Below are 25376 nucleotides of genomic sequence, written 5' to 3' on the forward strand. Positions count from 1 at the left end.
TTATCAGACCGGGCAAAAACCTTCCCCGTAATTTTATCTTTCCACAAGTTCCTTTACCTGTTCTCCATAAAAATCTGTTTTCGTAGTATTGATTTTTAAGAGCTCATACCATTTTATAAAAGCTCCGATAAAAACAATAAGCATCAGTGCCATAGCTGTTACTGCTAAAGCAGCCAATAAGTACTGTTCTTTTGGAATATAGATCGTAGCAACCTGGATATAGCCGGCCCAAAAAGTAATTCCAGCCATAAAAACACCCGGAATAGCCGAGCATAAAGCATATTTTCCTCTGTTCATCCTGATCAGCATAGTCGTACAGACAATCAATCCGCAAGCGGCAAGTAATTGATTGCTGATCCCGAATAGTGGCCAGATACTGCTTACATTTCCGGTGTATACCAGGTATCCCCAGGCAAAAGTGAAAAGAAGGCTGCTGATAATAATTCCGGGAACCCAGTTTTTATCATTGAATTTTGGAATCACAGAACCCAGCATTTCCTGTAAAAAGAAGCGCCCGACTCTTGTTCCTGCATCAATGGCTGTCAGGATAAATACGGCCTCAAACATAATGGCGAAATTATACCAGTATGCGGTTAATTGATCCATATAAGGGATCTTATTAAAGATGTGAGCCATTCCCACGGCAAGTGAAACAGCCCCGCCAGTTCTGCCATGAAGATCAATACCAATCTTTTGTGAATAATAATCTATGTCTACTCCATGTAAGGCAGGATGTGCTGCAAGAAAAGCGTCATATGATTCTTTTGGAGTGTTGATGGCAAAATAATCCCCCGGCATTAATGTACATGCAGCAATGAGAGCCATTAGTGCAACAAAACCCTCTACAAGCATGGCACCATAGCCCACAAAAAGAATTTCTCTTTCTTTATTAAGCATTTTTGGAGTTGTTCCCGTAGCAATGACAGCATGAAATCCCGAAATAGCACCACAGGCAATCACAATAAAAATAAATGGAAGCACTGGGCCACCAATGACAGGACCTCCTCCGTTTACAAAAGCGGTAAGTGCCGGCATCTGTACAGTAGGATGAATGACAATAACTCCTATAGCCAACATAATGATCGTTCCTATTTTTAAATATGTAGAAAGATAATCACGGGGAACCAATAATAACCAAACCGGTAATACAGAAGCTAAAAAACCATATAATGGGATAGCAATGGAAATGGTCTTGATATCCCACGAAAATAAATTATTCATAGTGGGATTCTGCATGAGGCTGTGTCCACCAATAATTCCCGCTATTAAAAGAATTCCGCCTAAAATACTGGCAAAGAGTACACTGTTCTTTTTATACCGCATGATCAGTCCCATAATTACTGCAATAGGCATTGTGATCACCACTGTAAACAAAGACCAGGAAGCTTCATGCATGGCATTGATGCATGCCAGGGATAACCCTGCCAGGGTAAGGATCAAGATAAATAAGATGGCAAACCCTGCTACCGTACCGGTTGCTTTACCGATCTCCTTTGAAGCTATGGTGGCAAGACTCTGCCCTTTATGTCTTACGGAAGCAAATAATACCACCATATCATGTACACCTCCTCCCAATACACAGCCAATTAAGATCCATAGGGCACCGGGCAAATAACCAAACTGTGCAGCCAGGACAGGACCTACCAAAGGGCCTGCAGCAGCAATAGCTGCAAAGTGATGTCCGAAAAGTACATTTTTATTCGTAGCGACATAATCTTTTCCGTCTGCAAATTCAACAGCCGGGGTTGTATGCTGGTCATTGAGACGAAGAACTTTATTGGCGATAAAGATGCCATACACACGATAAGCTATAGCAAAAATGAGGACTGATGCAAAAATGAGAGTAAGCGCATTGATATTGTTCAGGAAATCCATATCATTTTGATTTTTGTAGTGAATAATTAAAATTGAATCCTATTTTGTTATTAATAATTCAAATATTAGCCAAGTTAATTATTTTAAGTGTAAAAATTAATGATATGTATACTAATTTAGCAAATTTGCTATTTGTGTGTGTTTTTTGTTAATTTATAATATTGATTATCAGTTTGTATGTGTGTGTTATGCTTGTTTTGTGTGTATATATTATTTTTTCTGAGAAATGATGAAATCTACCATCTGATCTGTGAGCCTGTCAAGATAGGGTTTGTCGGTAGTACTGAAACTGTGGACTCCATTATCCACAACCACTAAGGAAGTCTGGATATTTGCTCTTTTTAATCTTCGGTAGAGCTTTTTTGATTGACTTAAAGGGACAATCTTGTCTTTATTGCCCTGCATAATTAAAGTAGGAACCCCACCTGAAACAATATTAACCGGAGATACGGTTTTGAAATATTCTATTATCTTTTGCTGGTCTTTGTCTATATCATATCCGGAAAGTCCTTTGACTAGGTTCTTTTGTAAACTGATAATCTTTTTTGATAGTAATCCCACCATAAAAACGGGAATAGTGCCTGTTTTGGTGTGAAAAAGCTTATTCAGATCAGCAGGGCCATAATGATCAATAACATAATTGACACTCGAAGGATAAGATGAAAGTTCAGGACTTCCGATAAATGTATCATCTGGAGTGTATGCCGCCATCAGGGAAAGGTGAGCGCCTGCAGATGTCCCGAAAATTCCAATATTATGAGTGTCGAAATTATATTTTTCTGCATTTTTTCTGACCCATCTTATGGCATCCTTAGTGTCTTCCAAAGGTTGAGGGAAGTGAGTACTGTCATTTAACAGGGTATAATTTATACTGATCACTGCATATTGCTTTGCGATCAGTTTGGCCATTGTGTTTTCTACATAATCATCTTTAAGGATCACTTTGTCGCCTTCTACCCATCCTCCTCCATGAACGTAGATCAATACGGGAAGTTTACCGGGTACATTACCTTTAGGCGTATAAATATCCAGTTGAAGAGGATTTCCTTTTTTGTTGGTTTTGTAAATTATATTTTCAGAAACAGTGGCTATTTCCGGAAGCAGGGTAGTCTTTACACGCGAAGCCTGGGCTGAATTTTGTGAAAAGGATAAATGCGAAAAACTTAAAAATACAATAAAAAACAGGTTTGTAAAAAACCTGTTGATAGATATGGCGTATGATAATTTCATAATGAGTCTTTTTGAGGCATATTATTTTACTAATTCCTCAAAAAGCTTACCAAAAGTAGTATTTAAATCTCTGGATTTTCCGGGATGAGGTCTTGAGGTCTGCACTACTGAACTTCGTACAGCGGTCAGCCATCGGAAGCGTTCTGGGATATCAAACAGTGCAATAGGACCGCCCTCTTTATTTCCTTCAGCGATTTTCTGAAAACTTTCCAGGTTTTGAATGATATCCTCATAATCCAGTTTGCTATGCATCAGCTTGAACTTATCAGGGCACAAATGGAATGCTACACGGATAAATTTTTCTTTTTTTGAAAACATAACGAGTCCTATATTGAAAAATTCTTCTCTTTCAACCTTCGGTACTAAGCGTATTACCGCATATTCATATATTTTATCCTCTTGCATTTTTGGCTTCGTTTACAAAGATTTGAGAATTTTCTAATCTGGTTTTCATAAACTGAAAATAGATCTCACGGATTTCATCAGGTGTTTCATCAGCGTCATTCCAATGTAACCAGTCTTCAGGAATTGTGTTGACAATTTCTCTGAAAAAAGTATCATTTAATATGCTGTGGGCAAACTGGTCAGCTTCCTCCAGTTTTTTTGCTTTCGGAAGCAATACATGGTCTTTCACATATTTGAATGGTGTTTTTGCTGCTGTATCGAAATTCTGCCATGAATGATGGAAATAGAAAGAGGCTCCGTTGTCAATGATCCAGAGTTCTTTATTCCACATCAGCATATTGGTATTTTTAAAAGTACGGTCAATATTGGTAATAAAGGCATCCAGCCAAACAATTTTTGAAGCCAGAAGAGGGTCAACAGACACTCCCGGATCATAGGTGATAGATCCTGAAAGATAATGCAGCCCCAGATTTAAGCCTTCAGAAAACTTGAGCAGATCCTGGATCTCTTCATCCGCTTCTGTTCTGCCAAAGTCTGCATCAAGATTTACAAAAACGAGCTCAGGAATTTTAAGCCCTAAAGCTTCCGTGATTTTGCCTCCCAACAATTCAGAAATCAGCATTTTAACTCCATGGCCTGCGCCCCGGAATTTTAAAACATATTTGAAATCATCATCAGCTTCTGCCAGAGCAGGTAGTGAACCTCCTTCTCTTAATGGCAGAATGTAACGTGTGACGGTTACCGTTCTTAAATTCTGCATACCGCAAAAATAAGGTTATTTTTTAATAGTTTTTTTCATAAATTTCGATTAAAATTAATTCTCTTATTGTATGGATCTTACTATCAAAAAGAATATACATTTGGAAAACACTGAGACAAGAAGCTTTCTTGCGGATGTTTTTTATATGAATGCAGAAAAGAAATTGCCGTTAGTGATATTTGTTCATGGCTATAAAGGTTATAAGGATTGGGGAGCATGGGATGTAATGGCTGAGAAATTTGCTAAAGCCGGCTTTTTCTTTGTAAAATTCAACTTTTCTCACAACGGAACAACGGTTGGGGATTCCCATAATTTTGCAGACCTTGAGGCTTTCGGAAATAATAACTATTCCAAGGAACTTTCCGATCTTGGTGTGGTAATTGATCACTTTATCAAAGAACCTCAGGTAGATGATCAAAAAATAATTTTGATGGGACACAGCAGAGGAGGTGGAATTTCTATTATTAAAGCATTTGAAGATGAGAGGATCAATGGATTGATTACCCTGGCCAGTGTAGATACCCTGGAACGTTTCCCTAAAGATGAAGCATTAGCGAACTGGAAGCAGGAAGGAGTTTATTATGCATTGAATGGACGGACAAAACAGGAAATGCCTCATTACTATCAATTTTATGAGGATTTTGAGCAAAATGTAAACCGTTTTGATGTGGAAAGAGCTACAGAAATGGCCAAAGTCCATATGTTAATTATTCATGGAACACAGGACGAAGCGGTAGAAGTAAAACAGGCAGAACATCTTCACCTGCTTCATCCGAACTCTGAACTGTTTCTTATTGAAAATGCCAATCATACCTTTGGAGCTAAGGAGCCCTGGACAGAAAATGACTTACCAAAAGATCTGAATACTGCAGCAGAAAAATGTATTGAATTTATAAAAGCAAAGATGTAATACGTTCAATATCAGAAATAATATATCAGAAATCCCGTTATGATAGTAACCACCATATAAATTAATTATGAATAAACTTATTGCAGGCGTATTCGCCTTATCATTATTGACAACAGCTGTTTCTTGTAAAAAAGAAACTAAAACAGAATCCTCAGCAAGCAGAGATACATTAGCTACTGTAATGCCTAAAGACTCTACAGGAATTCCAAAAACAGACTCAGTAGCTGTTCCTTCCCAGGGTACAGCCTCTACAGACAATATTATTACTAAAAATGTAGGTAAATATCCGCATGATATCAAGTTGTTTGAAGACAAAAGCCTGACAGAAAGATTGAAAAAAGTGGTAGGCTCTGAGTATGCTGAAATGGTAAAATTCTTTAATGTAGAAAGCCCTGTTGTTTCAGAGAACGGAATCTATAAGCTGAACGGATGTAAGCAACATGATTGCCCGGGGTATTCCACTTCCATCTATTATGATGCAAAGAATGATAACCTGAATGTGGCGATTGATAAAAACGGAAAAGTAAGTGACTTTGCCGAAAAAGGTAAAATTACAGTTTCAGAAACACTGAAAGCAAAATAAAGAGGAGCATAAGCTTTTCCTTCTTCATTTAAAATAAAAAAGCCTGAAATCTCAGGCTTTTTTTATTTTATCGTTAGTACTATCCAGGCTTCTTCAATTTTACTTTCCAATAATAGCTTCTGTGCATCTGCATGAATATGTTCATCCGCATGAAAGTCTCCTGTTGGCAATACTTCTACATTGGCAAGCATTCCAAGGTCATTTCCTGTGAAAATCTTACTGTATTTAATAGAATCAGGCAGAAGATCAAATCCAATTCCCTTTGTAACCAGAGGTTTTGGAACTTCAAAAAGGCTGTTTTCATTGCTTCGGGAATACCAGTTGCCTCCTAAGCGGGCTACCATATCGAGTTTTTTCTGATCCAGGTTTCCAGCCTCATTCAGGTATTCTTCTCTGATATGAATCTTCTGAACCTCACAGATCACAAGATTTCCGGCTCCTCCCTGATCACCCAAAGATTTTACTTCTAAAACCTTGCATTCAAAATTGACCGGACATTCCTCAATCAGCTTAGGTTGTACCAAATCAGCATCTTTCATTGTCAGCCCTGATTTTATAAACTCATTGACTCCGGTTTCATATTCTGTGGAAGCTAAGGAAATTTGCTGAACAATTGGAAAATTTACTGTTCCAATCACCACTTCCTGAACTTCAAGAACATTTTCCAGGGTATGTTTAGTCGTATTATCACGCACTCTCCTCGATGGTGAGAAAATCAAAATCGGAGGAACGGTACTGAACATATTGAAAAAACTGAATGGTGATAAATTGATCGTACCATTTTTATCTACCGTAGAAGCCAATGCAATCGGGCGCGGTGACACGGCGGTCTGCATGATGGTTTGCAGCTGCACGGCGGTTATTTCAGAGGGGATTACTGTTTTCATATTTTTACTTTTAACACCTAAGTTATTTTTAGTTATTTCTTATTGCGTTTTATTGAAGTACACTTAAGTTTGAAAATCTACGATTTTCATTCTTTTGGAAGATCTTTAAATATTTTGGACGCAAAGGATTCACAACCTTCATGGTAAAGGTTTGTAACATTGAAGTTGACTAAAATTGAACGAGGTGCTTTTAAAAGGTTCATATAGTTTATAGTTTGTGCTTTATGAATTTGATGAATTTCGGCAACTGATTTTAACTCTAAAACGATTAATTCTTCAATTAAAAAGTCACATTTTACCTTACAATTTATATGGTTTCCTTTATAGGAAAATGGAATCTCAAGTTCACTTTGATATTTTAAACCTAACAGATCAAATTCTTTTTCTAAACATTGATGATAAACCTCTTCGTACAAACCAGGACCCGCTAGTTTATGTACTTCTATACAAGCGCCAACAATTTTGTAGGATAGCTCGTTAATCAATTTTTGAGTAATCATCATGTGAGAAAAAATGAAAATCGCAGATTTTCAAAAACTAAAGTGAACTCAATTTTTCCATTATTATTTAGCTTAAAAAACTAAAGTGTTTAAATAATTATTATACGGTTGGGATAATTTTACCTGAAACTTCACCAAAACCTACTCTTACACCATCTTTCTCAGCCCATGCTTTCATGGTAACCGTATCATTGTCTTCAATGAATTTTCTTTCTTCTCCGTTGCTTAATGATAAAGGGTTTTGTCCTCTCCATGTCAATTCAAGCATAGAACCGAAAGATTTTGGATCGCTTCCTGAGATAGTACCACTGGCATACAGATCACCTACCTCAACGTTGCATCCGTTTACAGTATGGTGAGCCAGCTGTTGCGTCATATTCCAGTACATGTGTTTGTAATTGCTTTCACTGATGAGGTTTTGTTCCCCATTTTCAGGCTGGATATAAACTTCAAGATTGATATCGTAGTTTTTGTCTCCTTCAAATTTTAAATAGTCTAACACTTCAGGGTCCTGTGTAGGAGAAGCGGTTCTGAATGGTTCCAGGGCTTCCAGGGTAACTACCCATGGTGAAATAGATGAACCGAAGTTTTTAGCAAGGAATGGACCTAGTGGCACATACTCCCAAGACTGTATATCTCTTGCAGACCAATCGTTGAATACTACCATTCCAAAAATAGCATCTTCAGCGTCTTTTGTAGAAATGCTTTCTCCCATCTCAGTATTTTTGTTGATGATGAAGGCCATTTCCAGTTCAAAATCCAATTGTTTACAAGGACCAAAAACAGGTTTTTCCACATCCGCAGGTTTCATCTGTCCTTTAGGACGATTAATGTCTGTTCCGGAAATTACAATTGAAGAGGCTCTTCCATGGTAACCTACCGGTAAGTGTTTCCAGTTTGGTAATAAAGCATTGGCAGGATCACGGAACATTTTTCCAACATTGGTAGCATGTTCAATGCTGCTGTAGAAATCAGTGTAGTTAGGAATGTGAAGAGGCATCATCATTTTCACTTTGTCAAGATCATAAAATGCTTCTTCAATGGTTTTCTGGTCTTTTGAAAGAGCAGAACCTTCCTGTAATAGCGTTTGAATTTTTGTACGAACAGCATTGGTAACCGGTTTACCCAGTTCAATAAATTCGTTGATGGTGTATGCTTCAAAAACATTGTCATCCAATCCTTCAATGTCTTCAAAATATCCAAGATCATACAAGGTTGCCAGATCTATAATCTGATCTCCGATCCTTGTACAGCATCCGATATATTCTTTATTAAAAACTGCGACTCCGAAAGGGATATTATGTATAGAAAAATCCGAATTTGAGGAATAGTCTACAAATGATTTCATAAGTTTATTAGATTTAAGTTAGATTAAAATAGCACCCTGAGAAACAGCTGTTTTCAAGATATTTATTTTGCCTTTTTCGAGTAGGATTCTTCATCAATCCATCGGTCTCTGGTATTGACATCAATGAGATAAAGAATATCCTTTTGCTTGGTGAGCATCAGGGTTTTAGTTACCGGCAGTGGAATTTTTTTATCTTCAAGCTTATCTGCTCTTAAAGAAATAATGTTTTTCTTTCTGATGATGTCACCTGTAAAAACATTGGAACTGCTTTCTCCGGTAGCTTTATCATCAAAAACTTCTACATAAGTAGCATTATTTCCTTTGATGATAATAAAATCTCTTTCCGTGTGGTCTGCCTCATCTTTAATGAAAACAAACTTTTTATTGTCAATATTTACATTGTCGAGATTCTGATTGATGCCTCTTCTTTCTTCAAGTTTGGTAAGAATTGCATCCAATGTTCCATATTGAGCTTTTAAGCCCAATGTTCCAAGGAATAGAGTTCCTATTAAAATTTTTTTCATATGCTGTGTTTTTATAAAAAAGTTTTGTCAAGACTTTGCATCCTGACAAAACTTAGTATATACTGTAAAATTAAAGATTTCCTCTTCTGTCCTGTTCTCTTTCCAGTGCTTCAAATAACGCTTTAAAATTTCCGGCACCAAAACTCTGTGCACCATGTCTTTCAATGATTTCAAAGAATAGGGTAGGGCGGTCTTCTACAGGCTTGGTAAAAATCTGAAGTAAGTACCCTTCTTCATCATGATCAATAAGTATACCTAAACTCTGTAATTTCTTAAGATCTTCATCAATATGACCTACTCTTTCAGGAACCATATCATAATAAGCTTCAGGAGGAGCGGAAAGGAATTCTACCCCACGTTTTTTTAATTCCGTGACTGTGTGGATGATATCTTTTGTAGCAACAGCAATGTGCTGTACCCCTTCTCCTTCATAGAAATCAAGGTATTCTTCTACCTGAGATTTCTTTTTACCTTCTGCAGGTTCATTGATAGGGAATTTTGCAAATCCGTTTCCGTTTGACATTACCTTAGACATCAAAGCAGAATATTCTGTGTTGATCTGTTTATCATCAAAAGAAAGGATATTTACAAATCCCATTACTTTTTCATACCATTCTACGGTAGGAATCATTCTGTTCCAGTCTACATTTCCTACGCAGTGGTCTACATACAATAAACCGGCTTCTTCAGGGTTGTAGTTGCTTTCCCATTTTTCATATCCTGGCATGAAAGCTCCTTTATAGTTTTTTCTTTCAATAAACATGTGAATCGTTTCTCCGTAAGTATAGATTCCGGACATTCTTACTTCACCATGTTCGTCAGTAAGTGTTACAGGCTCTAAATAGGGCTTTCCACCTCTTTTTGTAGTCTCTTCAAAAGCTGCATAGGCATCATCTACCCAAAGTGCCAAAATTTTTACTCCGTCACCATGTTTTTTTACGTGCTCACTGATTGGAGAGTCAGACTTAAGTCCGGTAGTTAAAACCAATCTTATTTTTCCTTGTTGAAGAACATAAGATGCACGGTCTCTTACTCCTGTTTCAGGACCCGCATAAGCTACAGACTGAAAACCGAAAGCGGTTTTATAATAATGGGCAGCCTGTTTTGCATTTCCTACATAAAACTCAATATAATCTGTACCGTTAATCGGTAAAAAATTCTCTGCTTGAGCAATTTTTTCGGCAAATGTTAGTGTTGACATGTTTTCTTTTTACTTTTATTTTATTGGTATGCAAATTACAAAAATCTTGGACATAGGGAAAATAATAAACAGAAATCCTGGTGTTTATTTAACATAAAGTTAAAGAAGAGTTCATTTAAGTATATTTAAGTTTCTTAGGTTTAGAATGGACCTCCTACATTTGTAATACAAAAGACAAGTGAAAAATAATATTTCGAACATGAAAGCCGCAGAAGATTTTCTGCGGCTTTCTTATTTTTATAAAACTTCTATTTTCCTGTTTAAGCTTCCTGCATCAGGATTGTAATTATCCCAGATCTTCCAGGTGTCATCTACCTTTCTGATAAAGTAAATTTGGGTGCTCAGCTGATTGACAAAATGCTCTTCGCCGGTTTCTCCTACTTTGAACAGAAGATTCCAAAACTCCTGAGATTCCAGTATTTTTTTTTCAGGCTCATCTGTAACAATGTGGATGTCAAAAACTTCGTAATTGGACCGATTGTTTTTTGTGACCAGTTGAAAATCTTTGTCACACAGCTCTTTACTGTATAATGATGCCCTTTCTAGAAAAGGGGAATCGTTAAATACCAGATCTTTAAAGATACCGGTATTATGATTAGGAAACTGTTTGTAAAACTCAAAAGCGGTGGCACAGTAATCATAAACCATTTGGGTTAGAAATGAATGATCATCAGCTTCCTTATCTTCCTGTTTTTTATGCCTCATAGAAAGGATGTAATCATTAAGATCTTTGTATCCCAGAAAGATACATATCTTGTCCAGAGTTTTTAAAAATCTGAGGTCGCTATGGGTTTTGTCCTGGTAATCGTTTTCAAAAAAACGTTGTAAAGTAACATGTGAAATAGTATTTCCTATTTCAAATTTTTTCCCTCCCTTCAATTCTTCAGCTTCTGATAATTCTTCTTTAATAATTTCGGAAAGGATAATATAATGGCTTCTTTTCCATTCACTCACATTCCCCAAAACAGAATTCCTTACCTTCGAATGCTTTTCAACTTCTTCTCGTATCGAATTATATATCGTTTTCAATTTCCTTGTTTTAGAATGATTTTATCAAATATACTGCCAAAAGGTTAATGTTTTATTATGATTCATGGAGTCTGGCATGAAAATACTTTTTTGATTCTAAATAAAAACAACTTTTAAGAGATTATCTGTTTGATTATTAATGTTTAAATCTTTCGAAAGCGGCTCTTTCCAGCATTTCTCTGTCATCCGGATGCGCAATACTGATCAACTCTTGCGCCCTCTGGCGAAGATTTTTGCCATAGAGGTAAGCTGTTCCATATTCCGTAACTACATAGTGAATATGCCCCCTGGTAGTAACTACCCCTGCTCCCTGTTTAAGATATGGGACAATTCTGGAAACTCCTTTTCGGGTTCTTGAAGTGATGGCAATAATTGGTTTTCCGTCTTCACCCAATGCTGCTCCTCTCATAAAGTCCATCTGTCCTCCGATACCACTATACTGCATGGTTCCTATAGAATCGGCACATACCTGGCCGGTAAGATCAATCTCAATAGCTGAGTTAATGGCTACCATTTTTTTATTTTTCATAATGTTAATGGGGAAATTAACTTCGCTCACATCTCTGAATGCAAAAACAGTGTTATCATCTACATAATCATATAATTTTCTGGTTCCAAAGCAGAAACTTGTGATGGTTTTATTGTCGTTATAGCCTTTGTATTTGTTGTTAATTACATCATTCTGAATAAGATCAATGACTCCATCACTGAGCATTTCGGTATGAATACCCAGATCTTTATGATTGCCCAGGCACTTTAAAACGGCATCGGGAATTGTTCCGATACCCATCTGAAGGGTAGACCTGTCTTCAATAAGCTCGGCTACATTTTTTCCTACAAGCATTTCTTCAGGACCTACTTTTGAACCATAATCTACTGTGGGAAGCTCTTCTTCATGCCATACCAGCTTATGAATCCTGCTGATATGGATCATTCCGTCTCCATGAGTTCTCGGCATTCTCGGATTAACGATTGCAACGATGATTTTTGCAGTATCCACTGCTGATCTTGCAATATCTACAGAAGTTCCCAACGTACAGAAGCCATGTCTGTCAGGAGGTGAAACGGTTATTAAAGCCACATCCAGAGGCAGTATATTTTTTCTGAATAAAATAGGAATTTCGCTGAGAAATACGGGAACAAAGTCTCCTCTGTCTGAATTGACAGCATCACGAACCGGTGTGGAAACAAATAAAGAATTGACAAAGAAACTGTCTTTATATTCGGGTTTTGCAATTTCTACATTTCCCTGTTGGGTAATAGAAACCATTTCTACATTTTCCAACCGATGAGATTGTCTCGCCAGTTCATCAATAAGGTAGTTAGGAGTACATGCACTGCCATGGAAAAATACCCTGTTTCCACTTTTTATAGTATATATTGCTTCTTCAGCGCTTATGTAATTATGCATATTTTATTTTTTTGATATTAATTTTTTATCTCATAAAACACCTGTCTTCTCTCAAAGATAAGCTTTATCGTCTTTACTTATTCTAAATATTTCAGGCGAATTAGAAGATTTTTATCATGTTAAACATAAAGAATTTAAAGAAAAAGCAAAAAGACCGGATGCACTGCATTCGGTCTTTTTATAGGCTAGAATTAATTTCTTAATTTAAAATAGGAGCTTCAGTTTTCTGCTTCATACTTCCTGTTTCAGAAAATCGCAAATGCCAGCTAAAAGCTTCTTCAAGTAAGTGAGGAGTGTGGCCACCTCTTTCACAGGCTCTGTCAAAGTAGGACTGCAGCTCTTCTCTATAATCAGGATGCACACAATGGTCAATTATTTTCTGAGCCCTTTCTCTGGGAGCTAAACCTCTTAAATCAGCCAGCCCGATATCGGTAACCAAAATGTCAACATCATGCTCTGTATGATCGGTATGAGAAACCATTGGAAGCACATGGGAAATATTGTTTCCTTTGGAAGCAGCCTGAGTCACAAAAATACTTAAGTAAGCGTTTCTTGCAAAATCTCCGGACCCTCCGATTCCGTTCATGATTTTTGTTCCGCCAATATGGGTGGAATTTACATTTCCGTAAATATCAAATTCAATTGCTGTATTGATAGCAATGACTCCTAATCTCCTGATCAATCCTGGAGTATTGGAAATATTCTGGGGTCTTAAAACAAATTTTTCTCTGTATTTTGAAAGGTTTCCTAATACTCTTTCATAGCATTCCTGAGAAACCGTAATGGAAGATGCGGAAGCAAAACTTAGTTTACCGGAATCAATCAGATCAAAGGTACTGTCCTGAAGCACTTCAGAAAACATAGTCAGGTCATAAAAATTACTGTCCTTAAATCCTGTAAGAACGGCGTTGGCCACTTTACCAATTCCCGCCTGAAGAGGAAGTAATCTGTCTGTAAGACGTCCCAGAAGAACTTCATTTTCAAAGAAACCCAGGAGGTGCTTTGCAATGGCAGTTGTTTTTTCATCCGGTTCTGCAATATCTGCAGGGCTGTCTTTAAGGTGGGTAAAAACAATAGCCTCAATTTTATCAGGATCGATAGGAATACTTTTTCTTCCGATTTTGTTCCATGGGGCGACAATAGGAATAACGTTTCTGTAAGGATAATCTTCAGCCTGGTAGATATCGTGAATACCATACACTTCCTCAGGAACTTCGGTATTGATCTCGATGATGACTTTTTTGGCCAATGCCGCAAAAGTGACTGAGTTTCCTACAGAAGTTGTAGGGACAATGCTCCCGTCTCTTTCAATATAAGCTGCTTCAATCACCGCCAGATCAATAGTCTGTAGGTTTTTAGTGTGAAGCAGTTCGGCACTTTCACTTAAATGCTGATCAATGAAGAGAATTTCGCCATTATTAATCTTATTTCTTAAAATGGGATCTACCTGGAAAGGCATCCTTTTCTTTAATACATTAGCTTCTGCTAATTTGCCATCGGTACCATGTCCTAATGAAGCTCCGGTCATTAGAGTGACCTTAATATCTTCAGTTTTTCCTCTTTCAGCTAATGCCGGCAAAATTGCTTTGCTGTCACCTGCTTTTGTAAAGCCGCTAGATCCTATGACCATACCGTCTTTAATCATTTTTACAGCGTTTTCAGCTGTTGTCACTTTTTGGTGTAGACTTTCTAATCTGATTCTTTCTAACATGTAATCTTGATTTTGTGGTAACCACCATTACTTAGGATGCGTTATGAAAAATAATGGTGATTATAAATGTTAACCATCTCTCACAAATTTACGAAAAAAGACCCTTTAAATAAAGCATTCAAAGGGTCTTTTATATGTATTCAGCAGTACTTTTTATAAGAAATTGTTTAGGCTCTTTAGTATGAGATACATCTATTAGAATTTTTAACTCAAAACTTAAGATTCAACGTGGTTAAAAGTCACAGAACCTGTGTTTTAAACATTTTTATGAAACTTAAGGGCTATTCTTCTTGTTCAGCCTAAAGAATTAAAATCATTTCAATTATTCCAGCCATGAAGTTTTGTATGACGGATCTTCCACTTTCAAAGCTTCTTCTGTAATTTTCAAAGGACGGAAAGGATCTACCATTACGGCATATTCTTCAGTAAATTTTTTACCAATACTTCTTTCCATAGCCCCTGGGTGAGGTCCATGTACAATTCCTCCCGGATGAAGAGTGAAATCCATCAGGTCAATGTGGTTACGGCTCATAAAGTCTCCTTCTGTGTAGAACAAAACCTCATCAGAATCAATATTGGAATGATTGTAAGGAGCCGGAATAGCCATTGGATGGTAATCATACATTCTGGCACAGAATGAGCACACTACAAAATTATGAGCTTCAAAATTCTGGTGTACCGGTGGGGGTTGGTGAATTCTTCCTGTAATAGGTTCAAAGTTTTTGATATTGAATTTATAAGGATAAAAATATCCGTCCCAGCCTACTACATCAAATGGGTGTGTTGCATAGATGAAGTCTGTAATCTGGTTTTCTTTTTTTACTTTAATTAAGAATTCTCCCTTTTCATCTTTGGGTTCTTTGAAAACAGGAGCAATCATGTCTCTTTCGCAGAACGGAGAGTGTTCCAAAAGCTGTCCGAATTCATTTCTGTATCTTTTCGGAGTATAGATAGGAGAGTGGCTTTCCAGAACAAAGAACACCGTATTTTCAGACTGTAATTCCACCTGATAAATGGTTCCTCTCGGAATGATAAGATAATCACCAGTTACGAATTCAAGATCTCCTACAAATGTTTTTAAGATACCGGCTCCTTCATGAACGAATAAAAGCTCATCACATTCGGCATTTTTATAGAAATAATCCATTGATTTTCTCGGCTTTGCCAATCCCATTTTCAGGTCATTATTCATCAAAAGGATCTTTCGGCTGTCCATAAAATCATCTTCAGGAGTGACATTCATTCCCTTGAACATTCTTGGGGTAATATTTTTTTCTACCGCAATTTTCGGTGTCACATCCTTAGGTTCCCCAATTGATTTTATCTGTGTAGGGCGGTGAATGTGGTATAGCAGAGAAGAGATACCGTGAAAGCCTTCTGTTCCGAAAAGCTGTTCATAGTAAAATTTATCTTCCGGAGACTTAAAGATGGTATGTCTTTTTGGTGGGATGTTTCCCGATAAATGATATCTCATTTTACTTTTATATGTAGTTTCTCAAATTTAATCATTTTTCACGAATTGACTCAACCAAAATATTCAACATAGTGTTTCGTGTTTTAAAAATAATTGTTAGATTTGTCTAACAATTTTAATTTCATGAAACGAATATTATTTTCTATTACTTTTTTATCATCCTATTGTTTCTCTCAGGAGACAGACAGTTTAAGTTTACATCAAAATAAAAACATAGATTCAACCAGAATTTCAAAAAAAGAAATTAAAACCAGCAGTATTGAAGATGTAGTGGTTACCGGAACCATAAAACCGATGAGCAGATCCAAAAGTCCTGTGGCAGTAGAGATTTACAGCCAGAAATTTTTCCAGAAGAATCCTACTCCAAGTATTTTTGAAGCCATTGCTATGGTAAATGGAGTAAAACCTCAGCTGAACTGTTCGGTTTGCAATACGGGGGATATTCACATCAATGGACTGGAGGGTCCTTATACCATGATTCTGATTGACGGAATGCCTATAGTAAGTTCGCTTTCTACGGTATATGGTCTAAGTGGAATTCCGAACAGCCTGGTGGATAGGATAGAGGTGGTAAAAGGTCCGGCTTCTTCTATTTATGGTTCTGAAGCCATGGGCGGAGTAATCAATATTATCACCAAAAACGCATTGACAGCCCCAAAATTGAGCGTGGATCTGATGACTACGACATGGAGTGAGAATAATCTGGACCTCTCTACAAAGTTTAATGTAGGGAAAAACGCGGCGTCCTTGCTAAGTTTAAATTATTTCAGTTTTCAGGAAAAAATAGATCAGAATAAAGATAATTTTACCGATACCACTTTACAGAGCCGAATTTCTGTTTTTAACAAATGGAATTTTAAAAGAAAAGAAAACCGCCAGGCGAGCTTTGCCATGAGATATCTATATGAAGACCGTTTCGGAGGAGAAATGCAGTGGAATAAATCCTACCGGGGAAGTGATGAAGTATATGGAGAAAGTATTTATACCAACAGAGCAGAGGTTTTCGGTTTGTATGAATGGCCTATGAAAGAGCATATTGTCACTCAGTTTTCTTACAATTATCATGACCAGAATTCTTTTTATGGAGCTAATCCCTTTAATGCACTTCAAAAAGTGGCTTTTGTACAAACGTATTGGGACAGAAGTTTTGGGAAACATGATATCACAGCCGGACTTACCTTCAAAAGAACTTTTTATGATGATAATACACCGGGAACGCTGGGAGCAGACGGAATCACCAATGCACCGATGAAGTCTCCGATCTGGGGAGCATTTATTCAGGACCAGTGGGAAATTAATGATAAAAATACGCTGCTGTTGGGCTACCGATATGATTATGATAAAGTACATCATTCGGTGCATTCCCCAAGATTGGCATGGAAATTTTCACCGAATCCTTATCATACTCTGCGTTTCAACTTTGGAACGGGGTTTAGGGTTGTGAACTTGTTTACCGAAGATCATGCAGCCTTAACGGGTTCCCGTGAAGTGGTCGTAAAGTCTGATCTTAAACCTGAAAGGTCGGTTAACGGAAACCTGAACTATATCTGGAAAATTCCTGTGGGTACCCGTATGGTGAATCTTGATGCTTCTGCATTTTATACCTATTTCAGTAATAAAATTGTAGGTGATTTTGATTCTGATCCTGATAAAATTATTTATGATAATCTTCATGGATATGGAATTTCAAGAGGAGCTTCCCTGAATGTAGATTTCAGCTTCAGCTTTCCTTTAAGTGTCAACTTAGGAGTAACTTATCTTGACGTATATCAGAAATTTGATAATGAAAATCAGAAAACACAACAACTGCATGCTCCAAAATGGAGCGGAACCTATAACCTGACGTATAAATTCCCAAGTAATCTGACGGTAGATTTTACCGGGCAGTTTTATGGTCCCATGAGACTTCCGGTTTTACCTAACGACTTCCGTCCCGAATATTCACCATTCTATTCTTTGGCCAATATTCAGGTTTCAAAAAGCTTTAAATCCGGCTTTGAAGTGTATTGCGGAGTGAAAAATTTATTCAATTTTACTCCCAAAGATCCTTTAATGAGACCGTTTGACCCATTTGATAAACATGCTGATGATCCCATCAGCAATCCCAATCATTATACTTTTGATACGGCTTATGGGTATGCTCCTATGCAGCGTATCAGAGGGTTCCTGGGAGTAAAATATACTTTGAAATGAAAAAATTAGCTTTATTTTTAATGTTAGTGCCCTGTTTTTATCTGTCTCAGATGAAGACAGGCACTTTTTCTGAAGTAGAGGTTTTGCAAAAAGAAGATGCCAGGCCTACTGTTATTCATCTTTATACAGACTGGTGTGCGGTTTGTAAAATTGAATCTTTCCGTTTGAGCAAAGATAAAGACCTTGTTACAATGATGAATGACCATTTTTATTTTATCAATTTTGAAGCAGAAAAGACAAAAGAAAAAATTTATTTTCAGGATCATGAGTTTAATTATTTATCCAATGGGAGCTCAGGAATCCATGAGTTGGCGCTGGCATTGTCAAAAAATAAAGATCAGCCTGTATATCCACTGTGGATCATTCTGGATAAAAACCAAAAATTGGTCTATTATCATGAGGGACAGTTTACTGCTGAAAAAATGAAACAGAAGCTGTTGGAAATTTCTGCTTTGTAAGTGGGTGGTTTTTGTTGGAAAACGCAAGGGCGCAATTTTTTCTTTTTATTATGCTTTAAGGTGCAAGGATTTTAGCTGTGATAAAATTGTATATTCCTAATACAATATTTGTAAATCCTTGCTGAAAACCTTTGATTTCTTGTGCCTTTGCGTTTGCCCAACCTTAAAAGTTTTTTTCATTTCCCACAGATCCCGCAGATTTTTTCTTTAACGTATTTTGAAATTAGTGAGAACTACTTCAATCTTTCAATTTTTAAATAATTAAATCTTTCAATTATTCTACCCCTGAGCACTTGCATCTATTAGCACTGCCAGCTGAATACACGGTTTGTTTGAGCGGTTGCTCCAGGCATGATTGGTTCCTCTCTGAATGACAATATCTCCCGGTTTCAGAAGTGTTTCGCCTTCTTCCATGATGAGGTAGAGTTCACCGGAAAGAATAATAATATAATCCAGTGTCGGTGTCTGATGCATCATCGGATGAGGTTCATTCTTTTTCCATTCTATCCCCAGATCTTTATCCGGAGGTACCACTACATATCGAAAGTAGGTTCCATTCTTTGGCGTTTGCGGAAATCCGGTATTAGGAATTGGGGTTTCAAAGTCTAAGCCTGCCGGCGTTTGTTGGGTATTCCATACATCGGAAATAATAAGTCCGGGGAAATGTTCTACTGCATTTGCTACAGGCTGATCTTCGATAATAACAGATTTTCCGCTTTGAATTCCTGTTACAATGCGTCTTGGTATTTTATTCATAAATTAATGTTTCATAATGAGTTTATGGCCCTGGGCCTGATTGTTTTTAAGAAGAGAATGAGCCTGAAGGACCGTTTCTAAGGATAAATTCCCTATAGTTTTATATTGCGGAGGAAGAATAGCTCCGTTTTCAATGAGTTTTGATATTTCCTCCAAGCTATTTTTGTAATATCCATAATCTTTCACCATACTGTAGGTGTAATTGGAGATATTCATAATCAAACTTCCTTTGTTGAAAAGGTGCTCATGGGCCTCTTTAGTCACCAGGGCGGTAACGTCTACATAAGTTCCGTTGATCTTTAATACATTGGCCGTGACTTCTGACATATGATTGCCTACCAGGTCTATCCCAATATCGAAAGACTGACCCTTATTTGCTTTTAAAAGGTTTTCAATAAGGTTTTCCTCTTTATAGTTGATGATCTGATGGCTTTCCAGCCCCATATTGAGAAGGATTTGTCTGTTGGCTTCACTGCCAACCGTTGCAATGATCTTCCGGATATGATTAGTCAGTAATAATTTGATCAGGAAAGAGCCCACCCCTCCTGTAGCGCCTGTTACAAGAATGGTATTTTCGGGGTTTAATTGTAACCGTTTAAAGATCTGCAGAGATGTAAGGCCAGCGGATGGGATAGATGCGGCCTGTTCAAAGGATATATTTTGAGGTTTGAGAGAAACAATGGCTGCCGGAACACTGATATATTCTGCATAGGTTCCATTGCTGCCCATAGAACCACTTCCTGAGAAAACTTCATCTCCAACATTGAATTCAGAGACCTCCGTTCCTTTTTCTACAATAACTCCGGACAATTCCCGGCCCAATATTGGTGAACTGATCAGTTTTCGCTCCAGTTCATTTTCCAGCATCTGATAATCGATGGGGTTGAAGCCACTTGCTTTGATCTGAATTAAAACTTCATTACTTTTTACCTGTGGTATTTCTATATTCCCATCTTCCAGTTGGAAATTTTTATTTAAGATAACTACTTTCATATGTTGATATTTATTTTTTTAAGGTCATATGCAATCGCAAGATCATCTGTTTGCATTTGAGAAATCATAGCGATTTCACCCCGTTCATTTGATACACAAATGTAAAGAGGGAATAGTTTATATTTGCTACTAGTTAACAAATGGTAACTAGTTACCTTCATGAAACTATTATGGCAAAAATCATTGAAAACGGAATAGAAAGAGAAGCGAGCTGCACGGAAGAATTGTTCGCGATGCGTGATAGTCTGGATGTATTAGGCGGAAAATGGAAACTGATGATCCTGCGATACCTGACCAACAGGCCTGATCAGAAAATTCATTTTAAAAAACTGGAGCGCAGCATTGAAGGAATTTCTGCTAAAATGCTGAGCAAAGAACTGAAAGAAATGGAAATCAACCTTCTTATTACGAGGACGATTCAGGATACAAAACCCATCACTGTTACTTATGCTGTTACCGAATATGGGAAATCGGTATTTCCGGTGACGGAGACATTGGTTAATTGGGGAATACTCCATCGGGAGAAGATCAAAGAATCCATGAATTCTTCTGAATCATAGATGACAAAAAAATCCTCAGACTCCTGAAGAGTTGAGGATTTTAGATGAGGGTAATAGTACCGGTCCGTTACTTTTTATCTAGCCATAATTTTACCAGTTCAGGATGTTCTTCCACCCATTTGATGGCAGTGGCTTCCTTATTTTTACTGTGTTCCATTTTGAGTAAAAGATCAGCCATATGTTCATCATCAAAATGTACTTTAGCAAAGAATTTGGTCAACTCCGGATGATCTTTACCAAAGCTTTTTCTGGCGTAAGTTTTAATCTGTTCAGCTTCACCAAATACCTTTTTAGGATCATGAAGAAACTTAAGTTTCATTTTCCCAAACATCCAGTGAGGCTGCCATCCAGCTACAACAATCCATTGTTTACGTTGTATGGCATTCTGTAATTCAGTGATCATGGCAATGGTAGAAGAGTTGATTTGTTTATAATCCAGTGTATAGTCTATAATAGCCTGATCTGTTCCGGATGTCAGTCCTGCTCCTTTCTCAATTCCAATGATGCTGTGATTGAATTGATCCTTATGCTGATTAAGCTCTTCAATGGAATTAACAGGAATGTATTCCGGGACCACCAATCCTATACGGCCGCTATCATAATTTGTTCCTATATTCACTAGTCCCGGAAACTTAGCTACCTTTTTAGCGTGCGTGTAAGGTAGCCAAACTCCCATAAAAAGATCCGTATCTTCATTATTCATCGAAGCCAGAATCATATCTGTAGAAGCTTTTTGAATAATAACATGATATCCCTGCTGATCCAAAATAGCTTTGGCAACATGCGTCATGGCAACATCTTCTGCCCAGCCATCTACCATCCCGATGGTGATATATTTAGAGTTTTTTATATTTTCACATGAATTTAATATAAAGCATATTCCTATTAAAATTGGAAAAAATAGATATTTTAAATTTTTCATCTTATTGTTTTTTCTTTACAAATCCTTGAGTAATCCGGTCGAGGATAATAGCTAAAATCACAACGGATAATCCACTTTCAAATCCTAATCCGATATCCAGATTATTGATTCCTTCCAATACTTTTTCACCTAAACCGCCTGCAGCAATCATTCCTGCAATAACGACCATAGATAAGGATAACAGTATCGTTTGATTGATCCCTGTTAAAATCGTTTTCATGGCTAAAGGAAGTTCTACTTTAAATAATATCTGGCGGTTGGTAGCTCCAAAAGCCCTCGCTGCTTCCACAATATCTTTCGGAACAGCTTCAATTCCCAATGTCGTTAACCGTACAGCTGGTGGCATCGCAAAAATAATCGTTGCAAAAGCACCCGGTACTTTACCGATACTGAAAAATAATACAGCCGGAATCAGGTAGACAAATGCGGGCATTGTTTGCATTAAATCCAGTAATGGGCGGATAATTTTTGCGGCTATTTTGCTTTTGGCAGCCCAAATTCCTAAAGGGATTGAAATGATCAATGCAGTAATGGTTGCTACAAAAATAAGGGCAAGGGTTTCCATGGTTTCTTTCCATAATCCCATTAAAAATATTAAACTCAATCCAGCTACAGTCACCACAGCGATGCCTTTTCCGGCTTTCCATAATGCCAATAGCGTAAAAAAGAGGATGATAACATAAAAGGGAGTGTTTACCAAAACCCATTCAATCCCCATAATAGAGGAGTTTCCTACATGTTTTATAATATCAAATACAGGTTTTCCATTTTCTGTGAGCCAATTGATTGCAGTTTCTACATATTGACCTATATCTATAGTTTTATTCATCTTATTGATTGTTTGCGATTTCTTTTAATTCAATGATCTCTTCTTCGTTAAACTTTGTAGCTTCTATGATGAGAGATAGCTGGGTGATAAGACCTAAGAATTTATTGTTTTCATCTACCACGGCAATGGCTGATTTACTTCCGGAAATTAACGGTAACATTTCTTCTACAGTCACCTCCGGATAAACGGAAGGAACGTTGCTGTTGATAACCGATTCTACCGTGGGTTCTTTTTTCTTTGCAATTCTGACGATATCATTAAGCGTGACAAACCCCAGAAATTTATTTTGAAAATCTACAACAGGTAAGTTTTCCAAACCTGTTGCTCTCATTTTTCTTAAGGCACCTTCAGGTCCGTCTTTTCTAAAACGCACTACCGTAGCTTTGTCAAACATCAAAGATTTAGCGGTAATAATTGTTTTACGATCCACTTTCTCTACAAAGGCTTTTACATAGTCACTGGCAGGATTGGTTAAAATATCCTCGGCTGTTCCTATTTGTTCTATGACACCATCTTTCATAATGACGATACGGTCTCCAATTTTAATGGCTTCGTCCAAATCATGTGTAATGAAAACAATGGTTTTTTGCAATGTATTTTGCAATTCAAGCATTTGATCCTGCATTTCAGATTTTATCAAAGGATCCAGTGCGGAGAAAGCCTCATCCATCAGCAATACTTCAGGGTCGTTGGCCAAAGCTCTGGCTAATCCCACTCTCTGCTGCATTCCTCCTGAAAGTTGGGAAGGAAACTGGTTTTCGAAGCCGTTTAATCCCACAATATCCAGTGCTTTCTGAGCTTTTTCATCACGGGAAGCTTTATTTTCTCCCCTGATTTCCAGGCCGAAACCTGCATTGTCTAAAATAGTATGATGGGGTAGTAATCCAAATTTTTGAAATACCATACTCATTTCCGTTCTTCTTACTTCCAGAAGCTCTTTATTATTTTTACCGGTAATATCATCATCATTGATAAATACTTTTCCTGAAGTGGGCTCATTCAGCCTGTTAAGGCAGCGTAGTAAAGTGGATTTTCCACTTCCTGATAATCCCATAATCACAAAGAATTCACCTTCATAGATTTCAAAACTGGCTTTGTTGATTCCTACCGTGCAGCCTGTTTTTTCTAGAATTTCCTTTTTGGAAAAACCTTTGTCTAAAAGTTCCTGTGCTTTTTCTTTGTTTTTGCCAAAAATAATAGTCAGATCTTCAACTTTAAGTTTTACTTTTCTACTGTTTTCATTTTTTTCCATATTCAGAATTTTTCAATTAATAAATGATATAAGAAATTGTAAACCAATTTATTATTATGCCTTTATCTTAGTTGTTCTGTTGATGGTAATAGTAAAAAACATCTATATAAGCTTCTGGTGATAAAAGCTTTTCACAAAAAAATAAGACCATAAAGACCCCAGGCCTTATGTTTATTTTAAATATGTCAATAGATTATACTCTAGAAAAAGAGTGTATCATGTAAAAAGAAATTAATCTTTTACATAGATTCTACAATTAAATTACTGATGAAGTAATTAAAGATATGTGTACTGAACAACTTGAATTTCTACATTCCATCAAAATGCAGATCAGCATAAAAAATCTGTATATCAATTTCTTATGACGGTGCAAATTTACAAATTTTATATTAAATGGATTTTTTGAGCCTTAAGAAGCTGGTTTTAAGTCTAATGATGGAACAAGATATTCATAGCAATTTTACCCTTATCATTCAAGATAAAAGAGCACTTACAGAATCAATATTTTTAAGAAATTTTTTTAGAATATGGCCGATGAAATTATTTCAGTAAAACAGCAATAATTGCCAGTATTGCGGGAAGTGCCTGTACAAAAAATATCTTTTTGGTAGCAGAAATAGCCCCATAAATTCCGGCTACAGCTACACATCCTAAAAAGAATAATGCCACATTATCCTGCCATTGAGGGTCTTTGATCAGAAATGACCAGATGAGTCCGGCAGCCAGAAAACCGTTATACAGGCCCTGATTGGCTGCAAGCCCTTTAGTTGGCTTAAACATTTCTGCAGGCAGTGCTGCTTTGAAAACTTCTTTACCTTTTGTTTCCCAGGCAAACATTTCCATCCAGAGAATATAGATATGTTCTAACGCAACAACTGCTATTAGAATTTTAGCAATGAGTTCCATGATTTACGATTTTGTCATTGTAAAACTAAAAAAATAAAGTTAAGTTTGAGTATTTAAATCTAAAGATGGATAGTTTTAAGATACATTTAGACAAATTTATCAGTGTAACCGAAGAGGAATATGTTTCTATTCTTTCTTTTTTTAAGGTACTGGAAGTCAGAAAAAAGCAAAACTTAATGCTTAATGGAGAAATTTGTAAACATATGTATTTTGTCAATAAAGGCTGTCTAAGAAAATTCTTCATCAATGAAAAAGGGGTAGAGCAAACTACTGAATTTGCTATTGAAAACTGGTGGATCACAGATACATTTGCTTATGAAAGACAAATACAGTCTGATTTTTCTATTCAGGCAGTGGAACATTCTTCTATTTTGGTCATTGATCTGGAAAACCAGGAGCTGTTACTGCAGAAGCATCCTATTATGGAGCGCTATTTCCGAATGATTTATCAAAGAGCTTATGCTGCATCAGAGAGGAGAATACGATATTTGTATGAAATGTCCAGAGAAGAATTATATGTTCATTTTAGTACATTATACCCTTGGTTTATTCAAAGGATTCCACAATATCTGATCGCTTCCTTTTTAAATCTTACTCCGGAATATCTCAGCGAAATCAGAGCAAAATTACGATCTTAAACCAGTTTAAGTTTTTTACCA

At 36.9% G+C, this 25376-nt stretch carries 25 protein-coding genes; 6 read left to right on the forward strand and 19 right to left on the reverse strand.

Annotated features, from left to right (window positions below; genetic code table 11):
* Window positions 1-33 precede the first annotated feature (33 nt).
* The 4 genes from DRF57_RS16325 to DRF57_RS16340 all read right to left on the reverse strand — a co-directional run bounded on the left by DRF57_RS16325 (window position 34) and on the right by DRF57_RS16340 (window position 4270).
* Window positions 34-1875, reverse strand: a complete 1842-nt coding sequence (locus DRF57_RS16325; protein ID WP_174772384.1) for a carbon starvation CstA family protein — start codon at window positions 1873-1875, stop codon at window positions 34-36.
* Window positions 1876-2085: 210 nt separating this feature from the next.
* Complete coding sequence (locus DRF57_RS16330; protein WP_115919656.1) at window positions 2086-3105, reverse strand: alpha/beta hydrolase; 1020 nt, start codon at window positions 3103-3105, stop codon at window positions 2086-2088.
* A 21-nt stretch (window positions 3106-3126) separates the two neighbouring features.
* On the reverse strand, window positions 3127-3510 hold the full coding sequence (locus tag DRF57_RS16335; protein ID WP_047493883.1) for a DUF3037 domain-containing protein: 384 nt from the start codon (window positions 3508-3510) through the stop codon (window positions 3127-3129).
* A complete protein-coding gene (locus DRF57_RS16340) occupies window positions 3497-4270 on the reverse strand; it encodes a HipA family kinase (RefSeq protein ID WP_115919658.1) in 774 nt (257 codons plus the stop codon). Before DRF57_RS16340 ends, DRF57_RS16335 begins: the two co-directional genes overlap by 14 nt.
* Before the next feature lie 70 nt (window positions 4271-4340).
* On the opposite strand from DRF57_RS16340, the gene DRF57_RS16345 reads away from it, so the two are divergent.
* Window positions 4341-5180, forward strand: coding sequence for an alpha/beta hydrolase family protein (locus DRF57_RS16345; protein ID WP_084086678.1), 840 nt, complete (start codon window positions 4341-4343; stop codon window positions 5178-5180).
* 67 nt (window positions 5181-5247) lie between these two features.
* Entirely contained in the window at window positions 5248-5763 is a 516-nt protein-coding gene (locus DRF57_RS16350; protein WP_084086677.1) for a hypothetical protein, read from the forward strand.
* A gap of 62 nt (window positions 5764-5825) precedes the next feature.
* Here the strand turns inward: DRF57_RS16350 and DRF57_RS16355 are convergent, their stop codons facing one another.
* The 9 genes from DRF57_RS16355 to DRF57_RS16395 form a co-directional block, all read right to left on the reverse strand.
* Window positions 5826-6650, reverse strand: a complete 825-nt coding sequence (locus tag DRF57_RS16355) for a flavin reductase family protein (RefSeq protein WP_115919660.1) — start codon at window positions 6648-6650, stop codon at window positions 5826-5828.
* Window positions 6651-6736: 86 nt separating this feature from the next.
* Window positions 6737-7153: a GxxExxY protein gene (locus DRF57_RS16360; protein ID WP_047493895.1), complete on the reverse strand. Its 417-nt coding sequence runs from the start codon at window positions 7151-7153 to the stop codon at window positions 6737-6739.
* 97 nt (window positions 7154-7250) lie between these two features.
* Window positions 7251-8498 carry a fumarylacetoacetase gene (fahA, locus tag DRF57_RS16365; RefSeq protein ID WP_047493899.1) on the reverse strand — a complete coding sequence of 416 codons (1248 nt, stop codon included), beginning with the start codon at window positions 8496-8498 and terminating at the stop codon, window positions 7251-7253.
* 62 nt (window positions 8499-8560) lie between these two features.
* Window positions 8561-9022: a hypothetical protein gene (locus DRF57_RS16370; RefSeq protein WP_047493902.1), complete on the reverse strand. Its 462-nt coding sequence runs from the start codon at window positions 9020-9022 to the stop codon at window positions 8561-8563.
* Between the two features lie 70 nt (window positions 9023-9092).
* On the reverse strand, window positions 9093-10223 hold the full coding sequence (gene hppD, locus DRF57_RS16375) for a 4-hydroxyphenylpyruvate dioxygenase (RefSeq protein ID WP_047493905.1): 1131 nt from the start codon (window positions 10221-10223) through the stop codon (window positions 9093-9095).
* 237 nt (window positions 10224-10460) lie between these two features.
* The gene (locus DRF57_RS16380; protein ID WP_115919662.1) at window positions 10461-11252 is read right to left on the reverse strand and encodes a hypothetical protein; all 792 of its coding nucleotides are present in this window, start codon (window positions 11250-11252) and stop codon (window positions 10461-10463) included.
* Between the two features lie 136 nt (window positions 11253-11388).
* Window positions 11389-12663, reverse strand: a complete 1275-nt coding sequence (locus DRF57_RS16385) for an acetyl-CoA hydrolase/transferase family protein (RefSeq protein WP_047493911.1) — start codon at window positions 12661-12663, stop codon at window positions 11389-11391.
* A gap of 199 nt (window positions 12664-12862) precedes the next feature.
* A complete protein-coding gene (locus DRF57_RS16390; protein ID WP_047493914.1) occupies window positions 12863-14374 on the reverse strand; it encodes a succinate CoA transferase in 1512 nt (503 codons plus the stop codon).
* A 322-nt stretch (window positions 14375-14696) separates the two neighbouring features.
* Window positions 14697-15848, reverse strand: coding sequence for a homogentisate 1,2-dioxygenase (locus DRF57_RS16395; RefSeq protein WP_047493917.1), 1152 nt, complete (start codon window positions 15846-15848; stop codon window positions 14697-14699).
* 123 nt (window positions 15849-15971) lie between these two features.
* On the opposite strand from DRF57_RS16395, the gene DRF57_RS16400 reads away from it, so the two are divergent.
* Window positions 15972-18041 (forward strand): TonB-dependent receptor plug domain-containing protein, encoded by a 2070-nt coding sequence (locus DRF57_RS16400; RefSeq protein WP_115919664.1) that lies wholly within the window; start codon window positions 15972-15974, stop codon window positions 18039-18041.
* A complete protein-coding gene (locus DRF57_RS16405; RefSeq protein WP_115919666.1) occupies window positions 18038-18499 on the forward strand; it encodes a thioredoxin domain-containing protein in 462 nt (153 codons plus the stop codon). Before DRF57_RS16400 ends, DRF57_RS16405 begins: the two co-directional genes overlap by 4 nt.
* Window positions 18500-18778: 279 nt before the next feature.
* Here DRF57_RS16405 and DRF57_RS16410 read toward each other — a convergent pair whose 3' ends face one another.
* Window positions 18779-19255 (reverse strand): cupin domain-containing protein, encoded by a 477-nt coding sequence (locus DRF57_RS16410; protein ID WP_115919668.1) that lies wholly within the window; start codon window positions 19253-19255, stop codon window positions 18779-18781.
* A 3-nt stretch (window positions 19256-19258) separates the two neighbouring features.
* A complete protein-coding gene (locus tag DRF57_RS16415) occupies window positions 19259-20248 on the reverse strand; it encodes an NADP-dependent oxidoreductase (protein WP_115919670.1) in 990 nt (329 codons plus the stop codon).
* 170 nt (window positions 20249-20418) lie between these two features.
* Here DRF57_RS16415 and DRF57_RS16420 point away from each other — a divergent pair, with 170 nt between their 5' ends.
* Window positions 20419-20808: a winged helix-turn-helix transcriptional regulator gene (locus DRF57_RS16420; protein ID WP_047493989.1), complete on the forward strand. Its 390-nt coding sequence runs from the start codon at window positions 20419-20421 to the stop codon at window positions 20806-20808.
* 67 nt (window positions 20809-20875) lie between these two features.
* Here DRF57_RS16420 and DRF57_RS16425 read toward each other — a convergent pair whose 3' ends face one another.
* The 4 genes from DRF57_RS16425 to DRF57_RS16440 form a co-directional block, all read right to left on the reverse strand.
* Window positions 20876-21730, reverse strand: coding sequence for a glycine betaine ABC transporter substrate-binding protein (locus DRF57_RS16425; protein WP_115919672.1), 855 nt, complete (start codon window positions 21728-21730; stop codon window positions 20876-20878).
* 1 nt (window position 21731) lies between these two features.
* The gene (locus DRF57_RS16430; protein ID WP_047493936.1) at window positions 21732-22559 is read right to left on the reverse strand and encodes an ABC transporter permease; all 828 of its coding nucleotides are present in this window, start codon (window positions 22557-22559) and stop codon (window positions 21732-21734) included.
* Window position 22560: 1 nt separating this feature from the next.
* On the reverse strand, window positions 22561-23811 hold the full coding sequence (locus DRF57_RS16435; protein WP_047493939.1) for a quaternary amine ABC transporter ATP-binding protein: 1251 nt from the start codon (window positions 23809-23811) through the stop codon (window positions 22561-22563).
* Between the two features lie 540 nt (window positions 23812-24351).
* Window positions 24352-24717 carry a DUF1304 domain-containing protein gene (locus DRF57_RS16440; protein WP_047493942.1) on the reverse strand — a complete coding sequence of 122 codons (366 nt, stop codon included), beginning with the start codon at window positions 24715-24717 and terminating at the stop codon, window positions 24352-24354.
* A gap of 65 nt (window positions 24718-24782) precedes the next feature.
* Here DRF57_RS16440 and DRF57_RS16445 point away from each other — a divergent pair, with 65 nt between their 5' ends.
* On the forward strand, window positions 24783-25355 hold the full coding sequence (locus DRF57_RS16445) for a Crp/Fnr family transcriptional regulator (RefSeq protein WP_047493945.1): 573 nt from the start codon (window positions 24783-24785) through the stop codon (window positions 25353-25355).
* The last annotated feature ends 21 nt before the right edge of the window (window positions 25356-25376 follow it).

This window comes from Chryseobacterium rhizosphaerae (assembly GCF_003385455.1).
Taxonomy (GTDB): domain Bacteria; phylum Bacteroidota; class Bacteroidia; order Flavobacteriales; family Weeksellaceae; genus Chryseobacterium; species Chryseobacterium rhizosphaerae.

Bases quoted from the DNA above. Each gene is read 5' to 3' on its own strand.
- DRF57_RS16325 (WP_174772384.1), bottom strand. From the start codon at position 1,875: ATGGATTTCCTGAACAATATCAATGCGCTTACTCTCATTTTTGCATCA.
- DRF57_RS16330 (WP_115919656.1), bottom strand. From the start codon at position 3,105: ATGAAATTATCATACGCCATATCTATCAACAGGTTTTTTACAAACCTG.
- DRF57_RS16335 (WP_047493883.1), bottom strand. From the start codon at position 3,510: ATGCAAGAGGATAAAATATATGAATATGCGGTAATACGCTTAGTACCG.
- DRF57_RS16340 (WP_115919658.1), bottom strand. From the start codon at position 4,270: ATGCAGAATTTAAGAACGGTAACCGTCACACGTTACATTCTGCCATTA.
- DRF57_RS16345 (WP_084086678.1), top strand. From the start codon at position 4,341: ATGGATCTTACTATCAAAAAGAATATACATTTGGAAAACACTGAGACA.
- DRF57_RS16350 (WP_084086677.1), top strand. From the start codon at position 5,248: ATGAATAAACTTATTGCAGGCGTATTCGCCTTATCATTATTGACAACA.
- DRF57_RS16355 (WP_115919660.1), bottom strand. From the start codon at position 6,650: ATGAAAACAGTAATCCCCTCTGAAATAACCGCCGTGCAGCTGCAAACC.
- DRF57_RS16360 (WP_047493895.1), bottom strand. From the start codon at position 7,153: ATGATGATTACTCAAAAATTGATTAACGAGCTATCCTACAAAATTGTT.
- fahA (WP_047493899.1), bottom strand. From the start codon at position 8,498: ATGAAATCATTTGTAGACTATTCCTCAAATTCGGATTTTTCTATACAT.
- DRF57_RS16370 (WP_047493902.1), bottom strand. From the start codon at position 9,022: ATGAAAAAAATTTTAATAGGAACTCTATTCCTTGGAACATTGGGCTTA.
- hppD (WP_047493905.1), bottom strand. From the start codon at position 10,223: ATGTCAACACTAACATTTGCCGAAAAAATTGCTCAAGCAGAGAATTTT.
- DRF57_RS16385 (WP_047493911.1), bottom strand. From the start codon at position 12,663: ATGCATAATTACATAAGCGCTGAAGAAGCAATATATACTATAAAAAGT.
- DRF57_RS16390 (WP_047493914.1), bottom strand. From the start codon at position 14,374: ATGTTAGAAAGAATCAGATTAGAAAGTCTACACCAAAAAGTGACAACA.
- DRF57_RS16395 (WP_047493917.1), bottom strand. From the start codon at position 15,848: ATGAGATATCATTTATCGGGAAACATCCCACCAAAAAGACATACCATC.
- DRF57_RS16400 (WP_115919664.1), top strand. From the start codon at position 15,972: ATGAAACGAATATTATTTTCTATTACTTTTTTATCATCCTATTGTTTC.
- DRF57_RS16405 (WP_115919666.1), top strand. From the start codon at position 18,038: ATGAAAAAATTAGCTTTATTTTTAATGTTAGTGCCCTGTTTTTATCTG.
- DRF57_RS16410 (WP_115919668.1), bottom strand. From the start codon at position 19,255: ATGAATAAAATACCAAGACGCATTGTAACAGGAATTCAAAGCGGAAAA.
- DRF57_RS16415 (WP_115919670.1), bottom strand. From the start codon at position 20,248: ATGAAAGTAGTTATCTTAAATAAAAATTTCCAACTGGAAGATGGGAAT.
- DRF57_RS16420 (WP_047493989.1), top strand. From the start codon at position 20,419: ATGGCAAAAATCATTGAAAACGGAATAGAAAGAGAAGCGAGCTGCACG.
- DRF57_RS16425 (WP_115919672.1), bottom strand. From the start codon at position 21,730: ATGAAAAATTTAAAATATCTATTTTTTCCAATTTTAATAGGAATATGC.
- DRF57_RS16430 (WP_047493936.1), bottom strand. From the start codon at position 22,559: ATGAATAAAACTATAGATATAGGTCAATATGTAGAAACTGCAATCAAT.
- DRF57_RS16435 (WP_047493939.1), bottom strand. From the start codon at position 23,811: ATGGAAAAAAATGAAAACAGTAGAAAAGTAAAACTTAAAGTTGAAGAT.
- DRF57_RS16440 (WP_047493942.1), bottom strand. From the start codon at position 24,717: ATGGAACTCATTGCTAAAATTCTAATAGCAGTTGTTGCGTTAGAACAT.
- DRF57_RS16445 (WP_047493945.1), top strand. From the start codon at position 24,783: ATGGATAGTTTTAAGATACATTTAGACAAATTTATCAGTGTAACCGAA.